Annotated in this window: 26 protein-coding genes and 1 riboswitch; of the genes, 21 read left to right on the forward strand and 5 right to left on the reverse strand. The window is 43.6% G+C overall.

Annotated features, from left to right (window positions below):
* Positions 1-204 (reverse strand): DUF6266 family protein (locus tag EZ437_RS19795; RefSeq protein ID WP_225869589.1); only part of this gene is annotated, 204 nt, incomplete at its 3' end.
* 533 nt (positions 205-737) lie between these two features.
* Between EZ437_RS19795 and EZ437_RS19800 the strand changes: the two genes are divergently transcribed.
* The 7 genes from EZ437_RS19800 (at position 738) to EZ437_RS19830 (ending at position 9,165) form a co-directional block, all read left to right on the forward strand.
* The gene (locus tag EZ437_RS19800) at positions 738-2,435 is read left to right on the forward strand and encodes an ABC transporter ATP-binding protein (protein WP_131597826.1); all 1,698 of its coding nucleotides are present in this window, start codon (positions 738-740) and stop codon (positions 2,433-2,435) included.
* Positions 2,425-4,212 (forward strand): ABC transporter ATP-binding protein, encoded by a 1,788-nt coding sequence (locus tag EZ437_RS19805; protein ID WP_131597828.1) that lies wholly within the window; start codon positions 2,425-2,427, stop codon positions 4,210-4,212. The genes EZ437_RS19800 and EZ437_RS19805 overlap by 11 nt, the downstream gene beginning before the upstream one ends.
* 62 nt (positions 4,213-4,274) lie before the next feature.
* Positions 4,275-5,177, forward strand: coding sequence for a helix-turn-helix domain-containing protein (locus tag EZ437_RS19810; protein WP_131597830.1), 903 nt, complete (start codon positions 4,275-4,277; stop codon positions 5,175-5,177).
* Positions 5,178-5,330: 153 nt separating this feature from the next.
* Positions 5,331-6,098, forward strand: a complete 768-nt coding sequence (locus EZ437_RS19815) for an SDR family NAD(P)-dependent oxidoreductase (RefSeq protein WP_205942772.1) — start codon at positions 5,331-5,333, stop codon at positions 6,096-6,098.
* Positions 6,099-6,160: 62 nt separating this feature from the next.
* Positions 6,161-7,126: a YpdA family putative bacillithiol disulfide reductase gene (locus EZ437_RS19820; protein WP_131597831.1), complete on the forward strand. Its 966-nt coding sequence runs from the start codon at positions 6,161-6,163 to the stop codon at positions 7,124-7,126.
* A 103-nt stretch (positions 7,127-7,229) separates the two neighbouring features.
* The gene (locus EZ437_RS19825) at positions 7,230-8,507 is read left to right on the forward strand and encodes an AAA family ATPase (protein WP_131597833.1); all 1,278 of its coding nucleotides are present in this window, start codon (positions 7,230-7,232) and stop codon (positions 8,505-8,507) included.
* Entirely contained in the window at positions 8,482-9,165 is a 684-nt protein-coding gene (locus EZ437_RS19830; RefSeq protein ID WP_131597835.1) for an RloB family protein, read from the forward strand. The genes EZ437_RS19825 and EZ437_RS19830 overlap by 26 nt, the downstream gene beginning before the upstream one ends.
* 101 nt (positions 9,166-9,266) lie before the next feature.
* Here EZ437_RS19830 and EZ437_RS19835 read toward each other — a convergent pair whose 3' ends face one another.
* Entirely contained in the window at positions 9,267-11,840 is a 2,574-nt protein-coding gene (locus tag EZ437_RS19835; RefSeq protein ID WP_131597836.1) for a PAS domain S-box protein, read from the reverse strand.
* Positions 11,841-12,014: 174 nt separating this feature from the next.
* On the opposite strand from EZ437_RS19835, the gene EZ437_RS19840 reads away from it, so the two are divergent.
* A complete protein-coding gene (locus tag EZ437_RS19840) occupies positions 12,015-12,197 on the forward strand; it encodes a hypothetical protein (protein ID WP_131597837.1) in 183 nt (60 codons plus the stop codon).
* A gap of 55 nt (positions 12,198-12,252) precedes the next feature.
* Here EZ437_RS19840 and EZ437_RS19845 read toward each other — a convergent pair whose 3' ends face one another.
* A complete protein-coding gene (locus tag EZ437_RS19845; RefSeq protein ID WP_131597839.1) occupies positions 12,253-13,440 on the reverse strand; it encodes a PQQ-dependent sugar dehydrogenase in 1,188 nt (395 codons plus the stop codon).
* A 58-nt stretch (positions 13,441-13,498) separates the two neighbouring features.
* Here EZ437_RS19845 and EZ437_RS19850 point away from each other — a divergent pair, with 58 nt between their 5' ends.
* From EZ437_RS19850 to EZ437_RS19890, 10 genes are all read left to right on the forward strand, one after another.
* Positions 13,499-14,122: a M23 family metallopeptidase gene (locus EZ437_RS19850; protein WP_131597840.1), complete on the forward strand. Its 624-nt coding sequence runs from the start codon at positions 13,499-13,501 to the stop codon at positions 14,120-14,122.
* Positions 14,123-14,175: 53 nt separating this feature from the next.
* Complete coding sequence (locus EZ437_RS19855) at positions 14,176-14,499, forward strand: ArsR/SmtB family transcription factor (protein WP_131597842.1); 324 nt, start codon at positions 14,176-14,178, stop codon at positions 14,497-14,499.
* Between the two features lie 6 nt (positions 14,500-14,505).
* A complete protein-coding gene (locus EZ437_RS19860) occupies positions 14,506-14,973 on the forward strand; it encodes an SRPBCC family protein (RefSeq protein WP_131597843.1) in 468 nt (155 codons plus the stop codon).
* A gap of 6 nt (positions 14,974-14,979) precedes the next feature.
* The gene (locus EZ437_RS19865; RefSeq protein WP_131597845.1) at positions 14,980-15,363 is read left to right on the forward strand and encodes a DoxX family protein; all 384 of its coding nucleotides are present in this window, start codon (positions 14,980-14,982) and stop codon (positions 15,361-15,363) included.
* 11 nt (positions 15,364-15,374) lie between these two features.
* The gene (locus EZ437_RS19870; protein WP_131597846.1) at positions 15,375-15,941 is read left to right on the forward strand and encodes a DUF4256 domain-containing protein; all 567 of its coding nucleotides are present in this window, start codon (positions 15,375-15,377) and stop codon (positions 15,939-15,941) included.
* Between the two features lie 92 nt (positions 15,942-16,033).
* Entirely contained in the window at positions 16,034-17,500 is a 1,467-nt protein-coding gene (locus tag EZ437_RS19875; RefSeq protein ID WP_131597848.1) for a PAS domain-containing sensor histidine kinase, read from the forward strand.
* A 71-nt stretch (positions 17,501-17,571) separates the two neighbouring features.
* Positions 17,572-17,697, forward strand: coding sequence for a hypothetical protein (locus tag EZ437_RS21985; RefSeq protein ID WP_262708939.1), 126 nt, complete (start codon positions 17,572-17,574; stop codon positions 17,695-17,697).
* Between the two features lie 21 nt (positions 17,698-17,718).
* Positions 17,719-18,738 carry a DUF3500 domain-containing protein gene (locus EZ437_RS19880; protein WP_131597849.1) on the forward strand — a complete coding sequence of 340 codons (1,020 nt, stop codon included), beginning with the start codon at positions 17,719-17,721 and terminating at the stop codon, positions 18,736-18,738.
* A gap of 14 nt (positions 18,739-18,752) precedes the next feature.
* Complete coding sequence (locus tag EZ437_RS19885; RefSeq protein ID WP_131597851.1) at positions 18,753-20,030, forward strand: hypothetical protein; 1,278 nt, start codon at positions 18,753-18,755, stop codon at positions 20,028-20,030.
* Positions 20,031-20,060: 30 nt separating this feature from the next.
* Positions 20,061-20,903 (forward strand): endonuclease/exonuclease/phosphatase family protein, encoded by an 843-nt coding sequence (locus tag EZ437_RS19890; protein WP_131597852.1) that lies wholly within the window; start codon positions 20,061-20,063, stop codon positions 20,901-20,903.
* A gap of 4 nt (positions 20,904-20,907) precedes the next feature.
* On the opposite strand, the gene EZ437_RS19895 is transcribed toward EZ437_RS19890, so the two are convergent.
* Both EZ437_RS19895 and EZ437_RS19900 read right to left on the reverse strand, forming a co-directional pair.
* Positions 20,908-21,330, reverse strand: coding sequence for a c-type cytochrome (locus EZ437_RS19895; protein WP_131597853.1), 423 nt, complete (start codon positions 21,328-21,330; stop codon positions 20,908-20,910).
* Between the two features lie 2 nt (positions 21,331-21,332).
* Positions 21,333-21,983, reverse strand: a complete 651-nt coding sequence (locus EZ437_RS19900) for an SCO family protein (RefSeq protein WP_131597854.1) — start codon at positions 21,981-21,983, stop codon at positions 21,333-21,335.
* A gap of 105 nt (positions 21,984-22,088) precedes the next feature.
* A riboswitch (cobalamin riboswitch) is annotated at positions 22,089-22,284 on the forward strand.
* Positions 22,285-22,495: 211 nt separating this feature from the next.
* Here EZ437_RS19900 and metE point away from each other — a divergent pair.
* Genes metE through EZ437_RS19915 form a run of 3 tightly spaced genes read left to right on the forward strand, consistent with a single transcriptional unit; the run spans position 22,496 to position 26,318 of the window.
* Positions 22,496-24,823 carry a 5-methyltetrahydropteroyltriglutamate--homocysteine S-methyltransferase gene (gene metE / locus EZ437_RS19905; RefSeq protein WP_131597855.1) on the forward strand — a complete coding sequence of 776 codons (2,328 nt, stop codon included), beginning with the start codon at positions 22,496-22,498 and terminating at the stop codon, positions 24,821-24,823.
* A 56-nt stretch (positions 24,824-24,879) separates the two neighbouring features.
* The gene (locus EZ437_RS19910) at positions 24,880-25,896 is read left to right on the forward strand and encodes a beta-ketoacyl-ACP synthase III (protein ID WP_131597856.1); all 1,017 of its coding nucleotides are present in this window, start codon (positions 24,880-24,882) and stop codon (positions 25,894-25,896) included.
* A gap of 11 nt (positions 25,897-25,907) precedes the next feature.
* Positions 25,908-26,318, forward strand: a complete 411-nt coding sequence (locus tag EZ437_RS19915) for a hypothetical protein (protein ID WP_225869635.1) — start codon at positions 25,908-25,910, stop codon at positions 26,316-26,318.
* The last annotated feature ends 216 nt before the right edge of the window (positions 26,319-26,534 follow it).

Here is a 26,534-nt window from a genome sequence, read left to right on the forward strand (position 1 = left end):
TATCGCCACAAACGTTTTTGCCGTGTTGATAAATTTGACTGCTACCGACATTCTCTTTCTTGCCTCGACCTGCTTGTCCGAAGCCTTCTTTTTTTTCTTTTTGGATTTCATCTTAATGTAAGATTTCCCAAATCGGATGTAACCGATTACATCCCCGATTTTTCCTGTAAATCCACCAAGGATTCCGCCTTTTAAAATTGCCATATGTTCTTTTTTTTTGTTTCTGAGTTCTTGTTAATTACTACTCTTAATTTTAATATTTTTGCTTCAAAAATGTTTGGCAGATGCCTTCTACCGTTGCTGTACCGTTCCTGCACCGTTGCTGTACCGTTACTGCACCGTTACCAATAAGGTAGCAGTCGGTAAGCTTTTAGTCTTCAGAAGTAAATGTAATGGGAAAAAAAATAGGCGATGTCGCATTATGTCGTGTTATGTCGCATTATGTCGCAATTAGTACTTTATGTCGCATTTTGTACTTTATGTCGTTTTTATTGGATTAGTTACTGAAAATCAATTGTTTAGCTGCTTGTTTCTGTTTCTTAACATCTGGATTTCACTAAGTTCTTTTCACGACCAGTCGCGAAAAGAACTGGGCAAATGCATTGATTTTTATTCAGACGTACTATTGCCGAGGCTACACGTCTTTCTTTGAAGAGATCATTGCATTATAGCACCTATGTTCAACAGTTTCCTCAAATATTTTTTCAGAGATGTGACCTTATTAATAACTTAGCAGGATGCTTAAACTGCTAAAACCCTACTGGGGTATCATCCTTGTTTTACTGCTGCTGGCCTTATTTGGCAATGCGCTTAGTCTGTTGCTGCCAAAGATCATCGGGAAGGTAATAGACGGCATATCTCATTCGCAGTTTTCGATGGAGAAGGCGATGCTGGAATTCTCAGGCATTACCTTGCTGGTATTTTTACTGGGCTATTTCCAAAGTCTGATACAGATCCATGCCTCCGAACGCGTAGCCAGGGATTTAAGGTCGCGGCTGGCAGATAAGATCTCCAAACAAAGCATTGCATTTATTGAACTGGAAAACCCTTCTAAATTATTGACCAACCTTACGTCTGATGTGGATGCCATCAAGTCTTTCATTTCACAGGCCATTGTATCCATTGTCTCCTCTGTGGTGATCATATTTGGCGCGACCATCCTGCTGTTTAGCATTGACTGGGAACTGGGATTGATCGTGATCCTGATCACTTCCTCCATTGGTGTTAGTTTTTATCTGGTCTTGCGCAAAGTCAAAGCACACTACAAAGCCGGCAGGGAGGTATTGGACCGCCTCAATAAGATCATTAATGAAAGCATATTGGGTGCATTTCTGGTCAGGGTGGTAAATTCACAGGCACTGGAATACGATAAGTTTATGGAATCCAGTGTAAAAGGAAAGGAGCTGGGCCTTAGCATCCTGAGGTTGTTTGCCTGGCTTATCCCGGTCATTACTTTTACGGCGAGTATGGCAGCACTGGTTATCCTGGCTTATGGCGGGCACCTGGTGATCACCGACCGGATGAGCATTGGGGACCTGGCGGCTTTCAACAGCTATCTGGCCATGCTGATCTTTCCGATCATCGTGATCGGTTTTATGAGCAATGTGATTGTACAGGCTACGGTTTCCTATGGCAGGATCAGCAAGGTGCTGGATACGGATGATATTTTAGACAGCGGAACGGTAGATGTGGAGCTGAGCGGACAAATAGAAGTGATGGGCTTAAACCTGAGCTATTCCGGCAGAAGCGTGGTGAAAGATGTTGATTTTACGGTGAGTCCGGGGTCTAAAGTGGCTATAGTAGGGCCGACTGTGGCAGGCAAGACACAATTGCTGCAGTTGCTGGCCGGGATGACCAGACCGGATAGCGGCAAGATACTTTTTGACGGCTATCCTGTAGAACAACTGAAACAAGATGCATTTTATCGCCAGCTGGCATTTGTATTTCAGGACAGTGTGCTGTTTAACCTGAGCCTGCGTGAAAATATTGGTTTTAGTGAACTGGTGACAGACGAAGCGCTGGCACTGGCCATTAAGAGTGCGGAACTGGAGGGCTTTGTTGCTTCGTTACCGGAGGGGTTGGATACAGTGGTCTCCGAACGGGGATTAAGCCTGTCAGGCGGACAGAAGCAACGCCTGATGCTGGCCCGGGCTTTGGCCATCAATCCAAGGATTTTATTACTGGATGATTTTACAGCGCGGGTGGATTTGCAGACGGAGCGGCGCATACTGGACAACATACAGCGCAATTATCCATCCATCACCTTGATTTCGGTGACCCAAAAGATTGCGGCTATTGAAGATTATGACCAAATAATATTAATGATGCAGGGCGAAATTTTGGGTAAGGGCAGCCATGCCGAGCTGATTGCAAAGAGTCCGGAATATGTTCAGATCTATAACTCACAATTAAGCACCAGCGATTATGAACTATAACCTGAACGAGCTACAAAAGAAGGATAAAAAGCCGGTTTTTCAGGAGCTGAAAGGTCTGGTAGATGCGGCGGGAGGTGAACAGCGGAACTTGGTGGTTGCTTTGCTAATCATGCTGCTCAATACGGCCCTCAACCTGTCGGGCCCGCTATTGGTAGGTTATACCATCGACCATTATATACAGACTAAGCAGTTTGACGGTGTTTTGCTTTTTTCGGGTATTCTGCTGGCGCTGTATGTAGTTGTATTTGGAGGGAGTTATCTTCAGACGCGGCTGATGGGTAGCGCGGCGCAGCGGATTGTATTTGGCCTTCGCAATGCTGTTTTTCACAAAATCCAGGCTTTGCCGATAGCTTTCTTTAACCAGAATAAGGCCGGCGACCTGATCTCGCGGGTGAACTCAGATACAGACCGTTTGAACCAGTTTTTCTCGCAGGCATTGCTGCAGTTTGTCAGCAATATCTTTATGCTGGTCGCCTCTGGTTCATTTATGCTGATCATTAATTTTAAGCTAGGTGTGGTGACGGTACTGCCGGCATTGTGTATCTGGTTGTTTGTAAACCGGTTATCGCCCTGGGTACGGAAAAGGAATGCCGCCAATCTGGAAAGTGTGGGACTGATGAGCGGGGAGATTCAGGAGAGCCTGAACAATTTTAAGATCGTAGTGGCATTCAACCGGCGCGATTATTTCAGAAAGCGTTTTAATAAAGTGAACCAGCAGAATTATAAGACTGCGACAGGAGCAGGGATTGCGAATACAGTTTTTATGCCGGTGTTCAGTTTGTTTTCCAACATTGCACAGCTCTTGCTGTTGATCTATGGCGTGTACCTGATCCATGAGGCTTCGCTGACGGTGGGGCTGCTGATCAGTTTTTTTGCCTATGCAAACAGCTTTTACAATCCGATCAGGCAGCTGGCAACGCTGTGGACCAGTTTTCAGACTGCGCTTGCTTCCTGGGACAGGATTTCGCTGATGCTAGGATTGAGCAATGACCTGGAGGTAGTGGCAGACGGTTTTTCTACAGGCCAAGGGATTTTGAAAGACACAAGAGGTGCAGCCATGGATATTTTGGAATTTAGAGAAGTACATTTCGGATATCCTGGCGGAAAGGAGATTTTGCATAATATCAGTTTCAGATTGGAACGTGGAAAAATGTATGCTTTTGTCGGGCCAACGGGTGGTGGGAAGACTACTACGGCTTCGCTGATGGCGCGTTTGTACGATCCTTTGAGCGGGTTAGTGTTATTGAACGGCAGGGATATCAGGTCTTATACCCCGGACGAGCGTGCGTCGAGGATCGGTTTTATCCTGCAGGAGCCATTGTTGTTTACCGGTACTGTGCGCGACAATATTTTGTATGGGAATGAACGCTATACTGGTCTGGATAATATTGCCTTTATGAAGATTGTAGAAGAGGCGGGTCTGGGAGAGCTGCTGGCGGTATTTGATAAAGGACTGGAGACAGCGGTAGCAAGTGGCGGGGCCAGTATGAGTTTGGGCCAGAAGCAGCTGGTCGCATTTATGCGTGCTTTCCTGCGCAAACCTGAGTTGCTGATATTGGATGAAGCTACTGCAAATATTGATACCGTCACCGAGCAGATGCTGGACAGGATATTGGATAAACTGCCTTCGGAGACGACATTGGTAATTATAGCGCACCGGCTGAATACGATTGAAAATGCAGATGAGATCTTTTTTGTGAACTCAGGTGAGGTCGTTAGGGCGGGTTCGTTTAAGGATGCTGTGGAAAAGCTAATGATGGGAAAAAGGGAAAGTTAGCTGTATTTTCTTACATTTGAATTTTGCAAATATTTTGCTGGGTTTGTTTTAAGATCAGGATCATGGAAATCACCTCACTGGAAGAATTTTATAAGGAGACGGCTTCGCTGGTTCCGGAAGGGATCAATAAAGAGATCGGGCATTTTAATGTGTTTAAAATCGAGGACCTGTTTGCGAGAAAAGGTTACCGGGTGATGCCGTACAACAGGAGGGCTTATTACAAGATCAGCATGATCAGCGGGCGCAACAAAGCAGAATATGCGGATAAGGTGGTGGATATTGAGAAGAATGCGCTGCTGTTTGCTACACCCAAGATTCCGTACAACTGGTTGCCAGAGGATGATAACCAGCATGGCTATTTCTGCATTTTTACACATGATTTTCTGGTGCAGAATAAAAGCGGTGTGGTGCTGGACGATTTGCCGATCTTTCAGCCCGGGGGCTATCCCATTTTTCAGCTGACAGATGATGCTTCAGAAGATATAACCTTTATATTCAAGAAGATGTATAAGGAGTTGTCCTCCGATTATGCTTTTAAATATGACTTACTGCGCAATTATGTGCTGGAACTGATCCACTATGGGCAGAAACTGCAGCCTGCCACGTCGCTTTATCCTTCTCATACTGCCTCGGCAAGGGTTTCTTCGTTATTTATTGAGTTGCTGGAAAGGCAGTTCCCGATAGAATCCCCGCATCAGAAACTGAGCTTACGGACAGCTAAGGACTATGCAGATAGGCTGGCCGTACATGTAAACCATCTGAATAAAGTATTGAAGGAAAATACGGGAAAGACTACTACCGAGATCATTACCGGGAGGATTGTGCAGGAAGCAAAGATCTTGTTGAAGCAGACGGACTGGAATATTTCGGAGATCTCTTATTGCCTGGGTTTTGAACAGGTGGCGCATTTTTCTAACTTCTTCAGAAAGCAGACGTCATTTGCTCCTGGAAGTTTCCGGTCCTGATGGGCTGTACCTTAAAATTGTCGCCATCCTGACCTTAAGATAAAGACATACACTGCCTGCTTCGATTTGAATTTTGCAAACATTGGATTGATGCTTGCAAACTCCCGAGCCGGTAACCTCCCTACCTTTACATCATCAATTTAAAACAAAGAAATGATGACAAGTAATAACAACAAAATCGCTTTAGTAACCGGCGGCAGCCGTGGTCTGGGCAAAAACATGGCATTAAGCCTTGCAAAAAAAGGGATCAATGTGGTGATGACTTATAATAGTAAAGAAGATGAAGCAAGGGAGGTAATAGTAGAAATTGAGCAAATGGGTGTGAAGGCTGCGGCATTGCGGTTGAGCGCTGGTGAAGTGGGAAGTTTTGATGGTTTTTTTGAGCAGGTAACCAGGGTATTGAAAGGCTTTGGAGCAGAGCGTTTCGATTTTCTGATAAACAATGCCGGTATCGGGATCAATGCTCCGATCACTGATACAACGGAAGAACAGTTTGATCTTTTGATGAACATCCATTTGAAAGGGGTCTATTTTCTAACCCAAAAGGCCTTACCATTGATCAACGATGGAGGCAGGATAATCAACCTTTCCAGCGGTCTTGCCCGTTTTACAGCCCCTGGCTATTCAGTATATGCAGCTATGAAAGGCGCCATAGAAACCCTGACCAAATATCAGGCAAAAGAACTGGGGGCACGTGGAATTACGGCTAATGTGGTAGCTCCAGGTGCAATAGAGACAGACTTTGGCGGGGGAGCGGTAAGGGATAATCCTGCTTATAATGCCGCCGTTGCCGGAGTTACGGCCCTGGGACGTGCGGGTCTTCCGGACGATATAGGAGGTGTGGTTGCATTTTTATGTACAGAAGATGCCAGATGGATCAACGGACAGCGGATAGAAGTGGCTGGTGGAGCAAATTTGTAGGGATTTGGTAATATCTCTGCCACCCTGTTTTAGATAATAAAGGATTGCCTTATCTTTAAAAAATGGCAGAGAAGGTACTTGATATACTCATTATTGGTGGCGGGCCGATAGGCATTGCCTGCGGATTAAATGCGAAGAAGGCAGGCTTGGATTTTTTGATTGTAGAGAAGGGTTGCCTGGTCAATTCGATCTACAATTATCCATCAACCATGACCTTCTTTTCTACTTCTGAAAAGCTGGAAATCGGCGGTGTTCCCTTCGTGACGATCAGCAATAAACCTACACGGGCAGAGGCGCTGGAGTATTACCGAAGGGTGGCGGTGGCTAATGAATTGCCGGTCAGGTTGTTTGAAGAGGTTACTGAATTGAAAAAGGAAGAAGGTGTGTTTATTGTTAGCAGTTCGAAAGGGACCTATCGCGCTAAGCATGTGATCTTATCGACCGGTTTTTATGACATTCCTGTACTGCTGGATATTCCAGGTGAAGATTTGCCTAAAGTGATGCATTATTATAAAGACCCGCATTATTTTGCGATGCAAAAAGTAGTGGTGGTGGGTTCGAGCAATTCGGCCATAGACGTGGCACTGGAAACTTATCGCAAAGGAGCGGAGGTTACTTTGGTGATCCGTGATGAGGAAGTCAGCCAGCGGGTAAAGTATTGGGTAAGACCTGATATTATCAACCGGATTAAGGAGGGTAGTATCAAGGCCTATGTTAGCTCTGAACTGGTGGCTATCCGTAACGATGAAGTGGATATTCAGACACCGGAGGAGCTGGTGACTATTCCGAATGATTTTGTGATGGCGATGACGGGTTATCAGCCGAATTTTTCGCTGCTCAGGAAATTTGGAATCGAACTTTCTGGAGATAAATTGCAGCCTTATCATCATCCTGAGACAATGGAGACCAATATCAGCGGGCTTTATCTGGCTGGTGTGGTATGCGGCGGCATGGATACGCATTTATGGTTTATAGAAAATTCCCGGGTTCATGCGGATGTGATTGTCGAGCATATTATGAGAATTTGAGGTTTGCATTGTTTCTTGTTCGATAAAATAAGAAATTACTCCAGAGTCGTAATATTGGTATATATAATTGTATATTTACGATTATTTCACAAATATTGATTTTATGCTGATTGAATTTGCAGTAGGTAATTATAGATCGATTAAAGAGATCCAGACGCTAAGTATGGTGGCAGGAAATATTGTATCGAAATCCAAGGAGCTGGATGAGTTAAATGTTGTCCAGGTTACCGAAAAATGGAAGCTGTTGAAAAGCAAAGCTATTTATGGTGCCAATGCTAGCGGTAAAAGTAATATTATTCGGGCGATGGTTGCATTTATCCGGATCGTAAATAATTCGGTTAAGGACGATTCGGTTTTATACCGTTTTATTGAGGAATTCAGACTTTCCTCCGACTGTGATGATCAGCCATCATTTTTTCAGATCATGCTATTGATTGGTGGTGTTTTTTACAGGTATGGATTTGAGGCTACAAGAACAGCTATTATATCTGAATGGCTATATGGGACACCAGGGAAGAAGGAGGTTCAATTCTTTTTAAGACAAGAAGATGATATTACGATCAATGAGAAGCAATTTTCAGAAGGATCGAAACTAAAAGAATTGGTAAGAAAAGATGCCTTGTTCTTAACAGTTGTCAAATCGTTGAATGGAGAAATATCGAAAAAGGTAAGCAACTTTATTTATAGTATTGCGGTAATACCAGGCCTTTCAGATCAGGAAATGATACACAATGCAATAGGATTTTTAGAAAATGAGACAGAGCGACCAAGACTTGTAGAAATGCTTAAAGTTGCTGATACCGGTATACAAGATATTGTGAAGATCGATATCAAAGAAGATGAAGGGGATGGAAATATAGTTAAGGAAGAAAGAGCAAAATACGGTCGTGTAGTGATTGGCTCGGCACACCAGAAGCTGGATGTCAAAACGAATACTAAGTTTCTTATAGGGTTTGATTTCTTGCTCAACGAATCCGAGGGAAGTAAGAAGATGTTTGAGATTAGCCCTGTGATATTGAGGGCGCTGGAAAGAGGAATTCCTGTGATTATTGACGAATTTGATGCCAGATTTCATCCCTTACTGAGTAAAAAGCTGGTGCAATTGTTTAACTCTAGTGTTAATATTAAAAGCCAGTTCATATTTGCTACACATGATACTAATCTATTGGATGCAAGTGTTCTAAGGAGAGATCAGATCTGTTTTGTGGAAAAGGATCAGGGAGGAGCCAGTCATTTTTATACCCTTGCAGAATTTAAAGGGGTTAGGAATGATGCCTCTTTTGAAAAAGATTACATTAGTGGTAAGTATGGAGCGATTCCATTTTTAGGGGATTTTAATTCTTTATTTGATATTGATGCCGAAGAAAACAAGAGCAACTAAAATTACAGATATAAGAGCTGAAAAGGCATGGCTGAAAAAGACTAGACCTTCTGCATATGCTCTTGAAAGCAGGGATAGAAAAAAGACTTTTTTAATAGTCTGCGAGGGTCAGACTGAAGAACAATATTTCAAGTCATTTCCTGTTGTAAGTGCTTCTGTAAAACCTGTACCACTAGGGTGTTCTAAAACTGCTTTGGTTGAATGTACAAAGCAAATAGTAGCTGAGGATAATTATGATGAAGTCTGGTGTGTATTTGATATGGATGTAAAAGGTGATATCGTTGGGCAAAAAGAGGACTATAATCTTGCCATCAGGTCGGCTTTAAAAGCAGGTTTTAAGTGTGCATATTCTAATGATGCTTTTGAACTTTGGTTTGCACTTCATTATAATTATTATGACCAGCAGCAGCACAGAAGCTTCTACTATGAAAAACTCAGTGATTTTTGGAATATAAATTACGAAAAGCATGGTAAGCTACTAAGCTTTTCTAAGACAATTTATACTAAATTACTCGAAGGTGGTGCTGATCAGCTGGAAGCAATTAGGCGGGCCAAGCAGCTGCATAACAAGTATAGTAGTGAGAATTATCATGAGCATAACCCGGTTACTTTAGTATATAAACTCGTTCTAAAGTTGAATCAATATTTGAGAACCTAGTTTTAATTATTGCCTTTAATGAGATAAATCGCCGGACATAAGAACCGGGCTTAATTGATGGAGACGGCAGTACCTTGTAGCTACCCTCTGCAGGGTTTCGCTTAATTCAGGTCATTGTTGAGGAGTGTCTTTGAGGTAATGTTTTTGACGACATCATCGAGTTCGTTTGCGGCGCTCATCAGATAGTCGAGCATTTCTTGTTTTTCATCTTTGCTTAAATCGTTTAGTTTCAACAAGCCCACGAGGCCCATGATGCGGGAGAGCGGTGCACGGACTACGTGAGATTGTATCCAGGAAATTTCTGTAAGTTTTTTATTGTGGTCTTCTATGGTTTTAATATAGGTAACACGTTCTGTAATGTCTTTGAAAAATACGGAGAGGCCTTTGTCGGAGGGGTAGGCGCTAATTTCAAACCAGGCTTGTAAAGGATGGAAGAAATCTTCAAAATGCACCGGCCGGCCACTGTCCATTGCTTCCTGGTAATTTATATGAGAGGTGCTTCCGATAGCCTCATGGAAAGGTTCCCAAAGGTTCTTGCCCAGCATTTCTTCTTTTGATCGCTTCAGTATCTGTACAGCTGCATAATTCCAGTAAGTGACTATCCAGTTCCTGTCTGTCGCAAAAAAAGCATCACCAATACTCTCCAAAATGTTATTTTTCTCGTTAAACAATTCCTTTTTTTCTGTAATGTCTTTTGCTACACAAAACAGCTCATTTTTTTCAGGCTCTTTGGTCGCGGTCCAGGACAAATGCTTGATCTTTCCGGATTTGCTGAGGTACCTGTTTTCAAAATAAAGCGTAAGGCCATCCTGTAGCTGGAAATCTTTCATTCTGTCCAGGCTTTCCTGCAGATCATCGGGATGGATGAGGTCGTTTATAGTCATACTGTGAAGCTCCTGCTGACTATACTCAAGGAGGTTGCACATGGCAGGATTGACCTTTTTGAACTGCCGATTGATGTTTACCACACAAATCACATCTGGTACGGAATTAAACAATTGTATGGTTTCATATTCGAGCTGTTTCCTTTTGATCTCCAGACTCAGAAATGTACCGTACTTTTCGAAAAATCCGGTATAAATATCCTGTTGGTTCTCGTCTCTGTCGAGCCCCAACACAAGCACGCCGAGAAACCTGCCGCCAATGGAGAGTGGAATTCCGTAGGCGCTTTTCAATCCATATTTCCGTGCGCCTTCATTTCTTAAGAACACAGGGTCGCTGCCTAAGTTGCGCCAGTACTGAATCTCACCGCTTTCCCAGGTACGACCGGGAAGACCCTCACCTTTGGAAAATGATTTATTTGATGTGGTGTGTTGGAAAAAGGCAAGGGCGTTCCCTGACGGTGAATAGTGTGTCAAGAGCTCAAGTTGACCCTCTCCACCGAGCACCCAGGCCTCGGCAGACCAAAAATTGCCAAAATTAACCAGCTGTCTGAGAACCTGGGTTAAACTTTCGCGCGTATCGGCGGAAGAGGCAAATGTTAATGTTATGTCGGTTAAAAGTGCCTTTTGAAGCTGGTCATTTTTCCAACGTGTAACGTCTCGTTCAATGGCGATAAAATGACTAGTTTGGCCAGAAATCCCGAGCACGGGGCTCACAGAAAATTGGTTCCAGAATTCTTCACCGTTCTTTTTGTAGTTTATCAACAGGGCTTCATAGGATTCTCCTTTTTCCATGGCTGATTTCAGCCGGTCCAGTTCATCCCGATCGGTTTTGGCACCCTGCAAGAACTTGGGCGAGCGTCCAACGACCTCATCAGGAGTATAACCGCACATTTTTTCGAAGGCCTCATTAGCGTAAATGATGATCGGATCCGGGTCATTTACATTTCCGGCTGTAGTGATTAGCACCGCGTCTGTGGTATTTGTTACTACCGATTCCAGGAGCTTCAGGTGTTCTTCCTTGTTTTTGCGTTCAGTGATATCAGATCGTATGGCTACATATTGATAAGGTTTTCCGCGGTCATTAACGAAGGGAATGATGCTTGTGTCGACCCAATAATAGCTGCCGTCTTTTGCTTTATTTTTAAGTTCGCCGCTCCAGACCTCTCCCGCCGCAATTTTGCGCCATAGTTCTTTGATATAAGACTTGTCATGAAATCCGGAATTAATTATTCTGTGGTCATTGCCAATCAGCTCCTCGCGGCTATAGCCAGAGATGCGCACAAACTGGTCATTGACGTGACGAATTGTTCCCTTTTGGTCGGTGACGGCTACAATAGCGGATTCATCGAGTGCATATTTATAGGCAGATAATTCATCCATGGTTTCGCTCAATTGCTGTTCGGCATTTATTCGTGCAGTCACATCAATATAATTGCAGATAATTGCATGCACGTCAGGATTTTCAAGCATATTGGTAAATACAGACTCCAGCCATATTAAATGGCCCTTAGCGTGCATAAACCGGAAAACACTTATGGCAGATTCGCCAGGTTTTTTAAGAAGACTTTCTAAAGTTTCTTTTACGGAGTTGCGGTCATTAGGATGTACGCTTTGTGCCAGGGCAATGCTCTTGCTGTCGGTATCTGACCACCCGGTGATCCTTTTAACTGAAGGACTGCGGTAGAGCACTTTAAAGTTTTCATCAAGCAAGGAGATGCCGGAGTAGCTTTGATCAATAATTTTTTGGAAAGCCCGTTCGGAGAACCGATCGGGTTTGTCTAAGCGCATCATATTTGGTTGGTTTAGGAAGTTCCGCTGCGTTGCATAGCCAATTTAACACATATATACTGGAATACGCATTCTGGTGGGATATATCTTTTCAATAGGCGGTAAATGGATAGGTAGCAGGTCAGTATGCTGCGGGTTTGTAAGTATTTTATTGAAATGTAGTGTTTTATGGTGTGAATGGAAAAGACTCAGCGTGATTCCTTGGGTATTACGGACTGGCTGGAGTGGTTTTTGGAATGCCTGGGCAGGGCGTTATCTGCAACAGACCAAACGCTGGAATCGGTACTGCGTAAAGCCAGGCTCTGGGAAAAACCAGAAACACATTTATTCGCGTGCTTCTCTGCCTGTTTGCACAGGTAAAGTGATGTAATGAGATGAGGCTGTGTGCTATTTGGCTGCACAGCCTCATTTTATTTTATTGTCCTTTTACCAGTTTATATACTGCTCCCTTGTCGTCATCGAGCAGGTTGGCAAGCAGATAGATCTCTCCGCTCTGGTCTTCCCCAAAACTGTAGATCTGCCATTGTCCTGGTTCTTTGGAGATGCTGAGTTTTTCTCTTTTCCATAATTCCTTATTAACGTCAGTGAGTGTCCAGACCGGGCCCATCAGGTCGCCAAAAATATATTTTCCATACAGCGCGGGAATTTGTTTGCCTCTGTAAACGAAACCTCCGGTGATGCTGATGCCTTCCTGCCGGCCATAATCTGTTATGGGATTGATCCAGTTCCGCGGATCCGGATCGCTTGGTGTTTTGATATGGGTGCCTTCTCTGACGCGCCAGCCATAGTTGCCGCCTTTGGTGACAATATCTACTTCTTCCCAGTTTTTCTGGCCTACATCACCTGCAAACAGCCGTCCGTTTTGTTTGTCGAAGCTGATTCGCCAGGGGTTTCTAAAGCCGTATGCATAGACTTCTGGTCTGGCGTTTTCTTTATTTATGAAAGGGTTATCGGCCGGAATGCCATAAGGAGTCTGGTTTACATCGATTCTCAGGATCTTGCCCAATAAGGTGTTTAAGCTCTGTCCATTGCCTATTTCTCCATGAAGGTCATTGTAGGCACCGCCGTCCCCGAGTGTGATGTAAAGGAGACCATCTGGACCAAACTTGAGGTCGCCTCCATTGTGGTTGGACTCCGGCTCGTCTATGACCAATACGTCTTTGGCGCTGGCGTTGTCGGCCAGGTCTTTGTTGGCAGATGTGGTATATTCCCGGACAATGCTTTTGTGATCTATGCCGGGAGTTTTTGGGATTCGCTTGCTAAAATATACGTAGAACTTGCCATTTTTGGCGTATTGGGGGTGAAAGGCAAGGCCCAGCAAACCCATTTCATCGCCACTGGCCATCATGAGCACTTCGCTGCTGAAATCAAGGAATGGGGTAGTGGTCAATGTGCCATTTTTGATGATGCGGATGCGGCCTTTCTGCTCGCAGACAAATAAGCGGTTGGTTTTGTCATTAGGCGCTGCAAAAGCAGTGGGATAGGACAACTGGTCGGTTAGGAGTCTGAGCGCTACTTTGACAGGGGATTCTGTGGTTTGTGCCGCAAGGCTGATGGCCATAGAAGTCAAAGCAAGGAACATTAAGATAGGACGCTGTTTCATGCTATCAAGTTAGTGATAATTTATTTTGTATATTGGTAGTAATACTAATTCATCTGTCATGATCGCTTTGCTCTTAAATATCTTCTTAATTACCTTCATTGCCAATCCTACTATCGAAAGCGATAAAGCAAGGTGGAAACCTTACTACCTCGATATTGCACCAAGCGCTACGGCGACGGACTGGTACCTGCCTTTTGAGCTGGCCAACCGCAAAGATATGAAGCAGATAAAAGTGATCAGCATATTTGGTGATCACCGGGATAGCTTCCTGAAAAGCCATATTCATACGGCTATCGACATCAATCCGGCGAAGCCTATAGGGAAACTGGTATCGGTATATGCCATGGCAACGGGAATAGTATGTTCGGTTCACCTGGGCGAAAACCAGAAAACCGTAGTAGTGAGACACAAACTGGCAGATGGGAGCACCATGTTTACTTCTTATAAACACCTGAAAGAGGTATATGTACAGCAGGGTCAGCAGGTGGGTCAAAAGACCAAACTGGCCAGGCTGTTTACGGTGCAGGAATCAAAGAAGTATAGGGGCGATTACCATCACCTTCACCTGGAGATCCGTAAGGCTTTTGATGATTATGGCTGCGCCAGCTGGCTGACGATGAACAAGCAGCAATTGAACCTCAGATTTTATAATCCGATGACGTTTTTGAAAGAAAAGCTTTAAATACTTGCGTAGTTAAATAACTACATATATATTTGTAGTCAAATAGCTACGCAATGAATTTAAGAAGAGACGTATTTCAAGCCATAGCAGATCCGACCAGGAGGGCGATCCTTATGCTGGTTGCTTCGCAATCCATGACTGCCGGCGTCATTGCTGCCAACTTTGATACAGCGAGACCGACAGTTTCTAAACACCTGCAAATACTTACCGAGTGTGAATTGCTGAAACAGCAGCAGAACGGCAGGGAGATCTATTATCACCTTAATGCAAAAAAGATGAAAGAGGTAGCGGATTTTATTGAGCCATTCCGCCAGATGTGGGATGACAGGTTTAATAAACTGGAAGCCATCATGAAAAACTACACACCAGAAATATAACATTGTATGGAACGAAAGACAAAAATCCATGCCGAAGACGGCAGACAGGAATTGGTGATCACCAGGGAATTTGACCTGCCCCTGGAATTGCTTTTTAAAGCTTATGTGATGCCCGAGATAGTGGAGCAGTGGATGGGCACGAAAGTGCTGAAGCTGGAAAATAAAAAACACGGCAGTTATCAGTTTGAGACATCTGGCCCTAAAGGAAATGTGGCATTTGTGGCCAGCGGGGTAATCCACGACTTTGTGCCTAACCAAAAAATCACCAGGACATTTGAAATGGAGGGTACACCTTTTGCCCCTCAACTGGAGTTTTTGGAATTTGAAGCAGTCAGCGAGGGAAGCAGCCGGCTCACTATGCACATCGTGTATAAGTCTGTAGCGCTCAGAGACCAGATCCTGCAGCTGCCCTTTGCTCAGGGCATTAATATGGCGCACAACAGATTGCAGGAAATTGTAAACCAATTAAACTAACATAAGATGACTAAAAGAAACAAGATTATCTATTGGGTGGCCACCCTCTGGCTGGCATTGGGAATGCTATCAACCGGAATTGTACAACTGATTAAAATGAAGGAAGAGGTAACGATGATGGAGCATCTGGGATATCCGCTCTATTTTCTGACCATACTTGGTGTCTGGAAGATATTAGGAGTGGCAGCAGTGCTGATCCCTAAATTTCCTTTGTTAAAGGAATGGGCGTATGCAGGCTTTTTCTTTGCGATGTCGGGTGCTACATTTTCACACTTAGCAGCAGGAGACGGAGCTGTGGAATTTTTTGGGCCGGTGTTACTTTTGATCCTGACTTTTGTATCTTGGTATTTCAGGCCTGCGGACCGGAAAATTATTTCTGTAATTAATTAAGTAGAAAAGACATGGATAGTTTAAAAAAGGAGCTGTTGCCGGAACAACGAGAGGAACTGCTCAAAATTTTGAAAGAACGCTTTGAGAAAAACACGAACAGGCATGAGGGGCTGGAATGGGATAAAGTGCAGGCAAAGCTGGAGGCTAATACCGGTAAAATGTGGTCGCTGGATGATATGGAACGTACGGGCGGTGAACCGGATGTGGTTGGTTATGATGAGCAAACGGCTGAATACATTTTTTTTGACTGCGCTCCTGAAAGTCCCAAAGGTCGTAGAAGTATTTGCTATGATCCGGAAGCGCTGGAATCCAGGAAAGAGCATAAGCCGGGAAATAGTGCCATTGGGATGGCTACTGAGATGGGCATAGAGATTTTGGATGAGGATCAATACCGGCTGCTGCAACAGTTTGGAAAGTTTGATACGAAAACATCGAGCTGGATCAAAACACCGGCTGATATTAGAAAACTGGGCGGTGCCATCTTTGCTGATTACCGTTACGGTACCATCTTCGTGTACCATAACGGGGTAGAATCATACTATGGGGCCAGGGCATTCCGCGGCTCGCTAAGGGTCTGATTTTTTGGTCATAGGCTGTAAAAACATCTTAATTCAGTAACAGTAAGTCTGGACGGTTTGTTATATTTACCCTGTATAATCGATCCCGTCCAATGATAGAATTAAAATATGATCAGGACCTACAGACTGTAGTGCTCCATGCGCCTATTGGTATTTGCATTTTATCTGCTGCTAATTTGAAAGCAGAAATTGTAAATGACAAGTTTCTGGAAGTAGCTGGAAAAACATCTGACATGATTATCGGAAAGCATTACTGTGATGCTTTTGCGGAGGTGAGGCAGTACCATGAGCAGGCGCTGAATGATGTGATAAGATATGCCGAACCCTATCAAGCAAATGAAGTAGAACTGGAGCTGATCCGTCATGGAAATCCGGAAAAGGTATATGTAACTTTTGTATATTCCCCTATATTGGATATGCAGGGTTTTGTGTCAAAAGTAGCCATATGGCTGCTTGACAATACTCCCCAGGTCATGGCCAGACTAAAGACTGAGGCGGCGAATAAGGAACTGGAACTGGCACAGGATGCCTTGAAAGTGGCACTTTCAGCTGCAAATTTTGGTACCTGGTATATTCACTCTGTCACACGCGCTTTCGTAACCGATGCAAGATTGAAAGAACTTTTTGGTTATGAACCAGATCAGGAATTATCAATAGAACAGGCACTTGCTCAGATCACTGATGAATATAGGGATTATGTATCGACAGCTTTAGAAAACGCTATCAATAAGGGTGGGGATTATGATGTAACCTATTCGGTGATCGGGTTGAATGACCGCAAATTGCGCTGGCTGCGTGCCATTGGGAATTTGAAGGCGGACCCTTCGGGAGAGTTTTCGGCTTTTACTGGTGTGGTGATGGACATAACGGAGCAGAAACGGGATGAGCAGCGAAAAAATGATTTTATAGGAATTGTAAGCCATGAGCTGAAAACTCCCCTTACTTCTTTAAAAGCTTATCTGCAGGTATTGCAGGCGAAGGCAAATGCAGACGATACATTTACCAACAGTGCGCTAAACCAGTCGGTAAAGCAGATTAGAAAGATGACGACGATGATTAATAGCTTTCTAAATGTTTCCCGTCTGGAAGCAGGCAAGATCCATATGAATAAGCAATCCTTTGATATGTCGCTGTTGATAAAGGAGATAGAGGAGGAAACGGAAGTGATGAATGCTTCGCACCATATTATGTTTGAAGAAATGGAGACTGTCTTTGTAAACGCAGACCGGGATAAGATAGGTCAGGTAATCAGCAATCTGATCAGCAATGCGATGAAGTATTCTAATGTAGGAACGACCATCAGGATTGCCTGCATAAAAATGGATAATACTATTCAACTTAGTGTAAAAGATGAGGGTATCGGTGTGGCAGAAAAAGACAGGGAACAGCTTTTTGACCGTTATTATAGGGTGGAAAGCAATACGCTGGTTTCCGGATTTGGCATTGGACTGTACCTCAGCGCGGAGATCATTGATCACCACCAGGGAAAAATTTGGGTGGAAAGTGATTTTGGAAAAGGATCTGTTTTTTATTTTACATTGCCATTGGTCGATGTTTAGGTAATAAGTTTTTTATCTATAATATACAACGTATAACCAATATTCTTATATTAGAGTCAAAACAGAAGATTATGCAGAAAGTATGTGCTTTATTGGAGAACAAATATTCGCTGGCAATCTTAATGCTCGCGTCTGTATACAGCATTTACCGTTTCGGTAAGGTGATTGGCGAACTGGCTTATTATGTGTCTCACTAAAGGTCCGTTAGCTTTATTACAATGAAGTGTTTCTTTATAGGTTGTTTCTTGTTTCTATGTGTTTCAAAGCCGGGTAGAGCGGAAATTTATGGGCATAATTATGGCCCGGTAGATAAGATTGTAAACGCAGCTACAGCATTTATCAGTTCACTTGATCCAGCTCAGCGGTCGGCCGTAGTACTGGAGTACAATAAAGCCAATGCGGGTAAATGGACAAATTTGCCCTGCGGATTACAATGCCGGCAGGGGATTTTATTTGCTTCATTAAACGTAGTACAGCTGGATTTGGCAAAAAAGGTGATTGGGGCTGCTTTGGGGAAGTTACCTGATAGAGGTACTGATCAGGCCATGCAGATCCTGGCGGCGGATGGTGTGCTGGGTGCGAACCGGCAGGGGTATTCATCGGGAAATTACATCATTGCATTTTTGGGAAAACCTGATTTAAAAGGTACATGGCAACTTCAGTTGGGCGGACATCACCTAGCTGTAAACCTGACTTTTAACGATGGTAAATTGGCTGGAGCTTCGCCTTTGTTTATGGGGCTGGAGCCTAAGAGCTGGGAGGCGGATGGAAAGACTTATTCGCCACTCAAAGACAATCATGCTCAACTGGTTGCAATACTAGCATCATTGACCGATGAACAAAAAGCATTGGCCAGACTGGATAAGGGCTATGACGATGTGTCTGTAGGTCCTGGTAAGGACGGGCAGTTTCCTGCAGCAAAAGCCGGATTGAGGATTGGGTCGTTGAGCAGCAAGCAAAAGGCAATGGTGCTGGAGGCGATCAGGACCTGGGCAAACATAGCGGATGAAACTTCAGTAAAAAGCTTGATGGCTGCTTATTCGAAAGATATTAATGATACTTATATTGCTTATTACGGGGATATTAACCTGGTGCATGTAAAGGATTATGTAAGGATAGACGGGCCGGGAGTGTGGATAGAATTTGCCTGTCAGCCGGGCGTGATCTGGCCTAAAGAGATTCATTACCATACGGTATACCGTGATCATATCCGTGATTATGGCGGGAATTTCCGATGAATAAACACTGACGATTGAGCAAGCAAAAGAAGAAAGTTTTAAATAATAATACGGCAGATGCTAAAGCACAGGCTGCTATGCATCATAAGCGTTTTGTAGAACGTATAGATGGTTTATGTAACGCAATGATCGGCCCGGGATATTTTGAAAAGATACCTCCGGTGGTGCTGGACCAGATGTATGCAACAAGATATCCCGCACTAAAAATAAAGGCCAGTCCGGATTCGCAGGTGGCTAAAGTTACCGTGCTGAAAGCCAATAAGCTGCTGGAAGCGTTTTTAAAGAATCAATACATAGACCTCAGAAATGGATCGCGGGTATTACTGCCGGTGCTTCTTTCGGAAGGTTTGATACTGCTCAATTTCCTGCACATGATTCCCAATCATTACTTTCCCCATGCCACGTTGTTGAAGGAGCAGTTTAAAGAGTATGGCCCGGAAAGCGAGGGCTATGAGGCCATACAGGATATGCTGGAGGTGCTAGTGCAGGATGTGACGATATTCCTAAGCGATCTGAAAGTAAGTGTATTGAGGGCCGACTACAGTGAAACCCCTGTGTTTAATATGTACAGCCGCCGTAATGACATCTTCATCATGGAGATTAAGACGGAGAAAAGTACGATGGTAGTGAGGGACAAAAAGCGGGAGGTGGTAAGGCTGGGTTGGGTAGGCCCCGAAATGGAATGGATCTGGGTAAAAGTGAAACCTTCTGCACTGGGTTTTGATGTTGGTTCGTTTGATATTCCACTGGATGTGTATATTCAAAACCATGCACTGGATAGGCTGCAGGAACGAATAGATATTACGCCGGGAATAATGCATTCTATTGTGTTTTTTATCTTCAATGATCCGGAGATTAAACATGTGCGGTATCGTGACAGGACATTGGTGGAGTACTATGTGGCTGATCAGAAGATTGGTTATCTTCATGTTGAACTGCATGTAGATAAATTTCTAATACACACCTTTTTATTTCTCACAAATAATGGTACTCCGGAAGGCATTAAGCTGGAAAAACTGGCTGCCCTGGAGAAGGATGATAAAAAGCATCTGGAGATCGATAAACTTTCGACCTTCAATTCTTATCACATCGAAAAGAATGAAAAGCTGCGTAAGCTGTTTGTCGAAGCGGGTTGTGAATCGCTGCTTGGACTGGGGCACCTGCAGGAGTTTTCTGCGAAGGAGATCAAGGATAAAGACCCGGAATCTATATTGAAGTACCTTTCAGATTCTAAATATTTCAGGGAAGAGGAGCATGAGGAAGATGCTGCCGGTGGAGAGGAAGGAAAATAAATTTGTATATTTAGGCCTTAACATACAATAATGAGCACAAAACATTTCTTTCTTCCGGTACTGCTTGTGATAATGAGCATGACGGCTATGGCACAGCAATTTACTTTTGGATCTTTTAATGTACGCTATGATAATGCGGGTGACGTAGGTAATACCTGGGCATTGAGGCGTGAAGCTGCAGCCAACATGATCAGATTTCATCAGTTTGATGTATTTGGTGTGCAGGAAGCATTGAAAACCCAGATCGATGACCTGTCTAAGTTCCTGCCTGAGTATGCCAACTATGGTAAAGGCCGTGATGACGGAATGGATAAAGGTGAGCACTCGTCTGTGTTTTATCGCAAGGATAAGTTTAAGCTATTGAATAAAGGGGATTTCTGGCTTTCTGAAACTCCTGACAAACCGGGCCTGGGTTGGGATGCTACCTGCTGCAACAGGATCTGCTCATGGGTACAGCTTCAGGACCTGAAAAGCGGTAAGAAGTTTTACTATTTTAATGCACACTTTGATCATCAGGGAAAAATAGCCCGCGTGGAGAGTGGTAAACTGATTGTGAAAAAGATTAAAGAGATTGCAGGGTCTGCACCAGCTGTGTTTACTGGTGATCTGAACGGGGGGCATGACAGTGAGTGGTATTTAACCCTGGCCAATTCAGGTTTTTTAACAGATACCTATAAACAGGTGAAGAATCCTTATGCAAATAATTCATCCTTCAATGCATGGGGGAAGAGTGTGGACGGCTATGAGATCATCGACCATGTATTCGTTACTAAAACTTTTACAGCCAAGAGGTGGGGAATACTAACAGATACCTATCATGGTAAGTTCATCTCAGATCATTTTCCAATACTGGTAGATGTTGTGTTGAAATAAGTTGTTATTGACAGTTTTTAAGGTCTTTCGCTACTTGTTCGGGACTGTACATGCCTTGTTTATTCCCAAAGGTATTGGTGATGTAAACCACTAACTGAGCGATATCGATATTGGCGAAATTAAAATCGGGCATCTTGCCGTCGTATTTCTTTCCTGCAATGATCATGGTAGTATCGCTGATGCCGTTTTTGATAAAGCAGGCTATTTTTGATTTGTTGTCTTTAAGCGACGTTGTGTCGGTAAGCGGTGGCGCTAATAGTGCTAGTCCCTCACCATTGGCTCCGTGACAATTCTGACAATGCCTGATGTAAAGATCTCTTCCATTGACGTAGTAAACGTCTTGCTGAAGCTGTCCGGCATTTTGGCAGGAATATACAACACAGGCTATGGTGATCAAAAAGGTTATAGCTAGAAGAGGTTTTCGCATGGTTATTTAGTTTCCTCTTTTTCGTCAAGTAAGATGGCGATATCTTTTTTAAGCTGTGCTACCGATTTTTCATCTGTGCCTTCATATGATCCGCGGAGACGTTTGTGTTTGTCAATCAACACCAACCAGCCCTGATGTACATAATTTTCCTTTTCGGCGCTGTCTTCGATTACTGCTACTAGGTAATCCTTTTCAGCGATTTTATAGATGCTGTCTTTTGAGCCATAGGCAAATTGCCATTGCTTGCCGTCAACGCCTAGCTTAGTCGCGTATTTCTTTAATACAGATGGCTTATCATATTTGTAGTCAATAGTATGTGATAGGAACATTACCTGGTCATTGTCTTTGTATTGGTCAAATATCTCTTTCATATGGCGGTGCATCGTCGGACAAATACTGCTGCATGAGGTGAAGAAGAAATCTGCTATATAGATCTTGTCCTTGAAAGTATCATTGGTGAGTAGGGTACTGTCCTGATTTAAAAAGCTGAAAGCAGAAATGGTTTTGTAAAGGGTGTCTGTTGAAGTGCTACCATCAGGGTTTTTTATTTCTATTGCTTCCCTTGGCCCGAGAATGGGAAGCTTTGGCTGCTCGCTGCAGGCTGAAAATAAAAGGAGCGTTAATGCAAATAAGAGGGTGTGTTTAATGTTCATATCAGTTGGTATGGGAATGCTACAAAGGTACACTCCTTTGAAAATAAAGTGTAATGTGTGGGTAATAAAATGTAGTTTTGCAACTGATAAGTTCTTTACTTTATTTCTTCATCAACCGGAAGAGGTTTTACTTAGCTGTAGATTAATAGGGAATCGTGTGTAAATCACGAACTGTCGCGCAACTGTAAGTAACACATAAAAGGTTTTTACCAATAGAATGTCCACTGTGCCGATTTGTCGGAATGGGAAGGATGGTAGAAATGTTACAAGTCAGGAGACCTGCCTTTACCGAATTGACAATGCTTTCGCGATTTGAAGCAGGGGTTAAATTGATGTGTTTAAGAAGCTCAATTAAGACATACCGTCATCCTCGACCGGTTCGATAGCTGCCGTTGAAGTCGCAAGCAACAAGCCTTATACACCAATCTCTCTTTTCTTCCTTCATTTCCGTTCGCATTGCGAAGTTCAGCACAAGAGCTTTTAATTGATTTTTTCATTTAAATGCACGAAAAATGCTAACAAACAATCTTGGCTATCCGCGAATTGGTAGCAACAGAGAACTCAAAAAAGCCTGCGAGCAATATTGGTCAGGCAAGACAACGATGGCGCAACTGGCGCAAACCGGCAGTGAAATCAGAAGGAAAAACTGGGAACTGCAAAGCGAGGCAGGAATTGATCTCATCCCTTCCAATGACTTTTCATTTTATGACCAGGTGCTTGACTGGTCGCTCACCGTAGGCGCGATCCCAAAGCGTTACCATGAAGTGATCATGGGTAAAAGTAACGGGGAACTGGACCTGTATTTTGCAATGGCGCGCGGATATCAAAAAGATGGTCTTGATATTACTGCTATGGAGATGACCAAATGGTTTGATACCAATTACCACTACATAGTGCCTGAGTTTGTCGGAGACCAACAGTTCAAATTATTCTCTACTAAAATATTAGATGAGTACAATGAGAGTAAAAGGTTAGGTATAAAAACAAAGCCTGTCATTATTGGCCCTATTACTTATCTCTTGCTGGGCAAGGAAAAAGAAGCAGACTTTGACCGGATAGACCTCATTAAAAATCTGCTGCCTGTGTATATAGACGTGCTGAAAAAGCTGGAAGAACAGCACGTGGAGTGGGTGCAGTTTGATGAGCCCTTTCTTTCACTGGATCTTAGGGAGAAGGATAGGGCTGCCTATACGTATGCGTATAGTGAGATCAGGAAAGCTTTTCCGAAACTAAAGATCATGCTGGCTACTTACTTTGGGTCTTTGAAAGACAATGCTTCACTTGCGGTGTCTTTGCCGGTTACGGCATTGCACATAGACCTAATTAGAAACCCTGAACAGCTTGAGTCTATACTGGCAGTTTTGCCTGATAATGTGTCGTTGTCTGTGGGGGTAGTAGATGGCAGGAACATCTGGAAAAGCGAATATCAGCTTGCTTTGCAGCTACTTGAAGTATCACTTAGCTATATTGGAAACAATAGGTTGATTATTAGTCCATCATGTTCATTAATTCATTCGCCCTGCGATCTGGATACTGAGGATGATGGTACTATTTTAACACCTTTATCACCTGAAATCAGGCAATGGCTTGCATTTGCAAAACAAAAGGTAAATGAGGTAGTGGAATTGAAACAATTGCTTAATAATGAAAAAGATATATTACCTAAACTGGATGAAAACATTAGGTGTGCTGAAAATCGCAGAAGCTCCACCCTTATTCATAAGACTGAGGTAAAAAAAAGGGTTGCTGGGATCAGCCAGAAGGATGAAAACAGGTTGAATTCATTTTCGGTCAGGAAGGATGCGCAGCACAAAGCATTGAAACTTCCGCAGTTTCCTACTACCACCATTGGCTCATTTCCCCAGACCCCCGAAGTTCGCAGCTGGAGGTCAAAGTATAAAAAGGGTGACCTGACTTTGGCGGAGTATGATGCTTTGCTGGAAAAGGAAACAGAAGAGACCATCCGGTTTCAGGAGGCATGCGGCATTGACGTGCTGGTACATGGTGAGTTTGAGCGAAATGACATGGTGGAGTACTTCGGTGAGCAGTTGGCAGGTTTTGCATTTACCAGGAACGGTTGGGTGCAGAGTTATGGCAGTCGCTGTGTAAAACCTCCTGTGATCTATGGAGATGTCTATCGACCTACGCCAATGACGGTCAGGTGGGCGGAATACGCACAGTCGTTAAGCAGTAAATGGGTGAAAGGGATGCTGACCGGACCGGTAACTATATTGCAGTGGTCTTTTGTGCGTAATGATCAGCCGAGGTCGGAAACCTGCACCCAGATAGCCCTAGCGATAAGAGATGAGGTGTTGGACCTGGAAAATGCCGGGATCAGGATCATCCAGATAGATGAGCCAGCTATACGCGAAGGTCTGCCACTACGCAAGGCCGACTGGGACGGGTATCTGCAATGGGCAGTTCGTGCTTTTAGGATTTCGGCCAGCGGCGTGGGCGATGAAACACAAATCCATACGCATATGTGCTATTCTGAATTTAATGACATTATCCAGAATATTGCTGATATGGATGCAGATGTGATCACAATAGAGTGTTCCCGTTCGCAAATGGAACTGCTAGATGCTTTTGCTGATTTCAAGTATCCGAATGAAATAGGACCTGGGGTGTATGATATTCATTCTCCTCGTGTACCATCTAAGAATGAGATGGTTAGGTTGCTTGAAAAAGCAAGATCAGTGATACCTGCGGGGCAACTTTGGGTGAATCCTGACTGCGGATTGAAGACCCGGCATTGGCATGAAACCAAAAAAGCTTTGACAGAAATGGTAGCTGCTGCAAAAGTTCTGCGGGAATATGTTGAAGAAGCCGTAACTTTGTAAAAATTTAAGGGCAGGTAAACGCACCTGCCCTTTATTTACAGAATTACACACACTGAATGAGAATAAGGAAAAATGCGGTGATTACCGCTGTTGGAGGTTATGTTCCGGATACTGTTTTAAGTAACCATGATCTGGAGCATATGGTTGACACCAATAATGAGTGGATTATTTCAAGAACGGGAATAAAGGAGAGAAGGATAGTGAATGATCCGGAGATCGCTACGTCAGACATGGCTACTTTTGCGCTGAAAGTACTGATGGAAGAAGGAAACGTGAATCCTGATGAGATAGATTGTGTAATTGTATCTACCTCTACACCCGATTATGTAATGGTATCTACTGGTAGTATGGTATGCGAAAAGGCTGGTTTAAAGAATGCCTGGGGCATTGATACCAATGCCGCATGCAGTGGATTTTTATATGCACTGACACTAGGGGCCAGTATGATCGAAAGCGGCCGTTGTAAAAAGGTGGTAGTGATAGGAGCTGATAAAAACAGTGCTATCGTAAACTATACCGACCGCAATACCTGTATTCTTTTTGGTGATGGGGCCGGAGCTGTGCTGCTTGAGCAGACAGAAGAACCGGTGGGTTTGATGGACAGCTTTTTCAGAACGGATGGCAGTGGTAAGGAAAATCTGATCGTTACTGCGGGAGGATCGCGCTTTCCAGCAAGTCAGTCTACATTAGACGATAAACTACATTATGTGCGTCAGGATGGAAGAGTGGTATTTAAGGCTGCTATCCAGGGCATGACAGATACCTGCAACGAGGTATTAAAATCTAATGATCTGGTAAGTTCACAGATCGATTACCTGATACCACATCAGGCCAATTTAAGGATCATACAGTCGGTGGGTGAATATTTAGGATTGTCTGCTGAACAGGTGAAAGTAAACATTGACCGTTATGGAAATACCACTGCTGCAACAATTCCGCTATGCTTGTGGGACTTTAAGGATGACTTTAAATATGGAGATAAAATGATCCTGACGGCTTTTGGTGCCGGATTTTCATGGGGGGCTACCTATCTGAAATGGGGTACGCTCCGTAATCGTCAAACTACCGGTTAAAATTTACCTTAATGTTGCACTGGAAGCTCATTTTTACTAAGTTTGCAGCAATGTTTTTAAGACCCATATCCATAGTGCTTTTGTTTAGTTTGCTGTTTGCAAACTTGTCTCCCGCATTTGTTTACCTGGGCTTTGAAGCTAACCAAAGTTATATTGCCAAAGTACTCTGCGAGAATAAAGACAAACCCCAGTTGCACTGCGAAGGAAAATGCTATTTGATGAAAAAGCTAAAGCAGGCACAGGAGAAGGAACAAAAGCAGGAGCGGCAATCACAAAAATTACAGGTACAGGACGCTGTGTTGAGTAAGACTGTGACTTTTAAACAATATCCCTTTGCGGAAATGAATGTCCACGTTCCTTTTTCTACAGGAATGCCGCAAAGTATTAAGAATTCTATATTTCATCCGCCACAGGAAAATTGACCGTTCTCTTCGAAGACTGGAATAAATGCGCTGAAGAAGCGCAATGATTCCTATGTCTTCTCTGAGAAGGTAAATTTTCGACCAAACAGGTAGCGAAGCTAAAAAGCAGATCGAAATGCGAAAGCATAGCGATGTGCTGCATGTTTTTAGCAGAAAGCATAAGCATGCAGTGCATGTTTGGTGATCGGATAATTTTCTGGAATTCTTACTTATATA

It is taken from the genome of Pedobacter psychroterrae (assembly GCF_004331695.1).
Lineage (GTDB): Bacteria > Bacteroidota > Bacteroidia > Sphingobacteriales > Sphingobacteriaceae > Pedobacter > Pedobacter psychroterrae.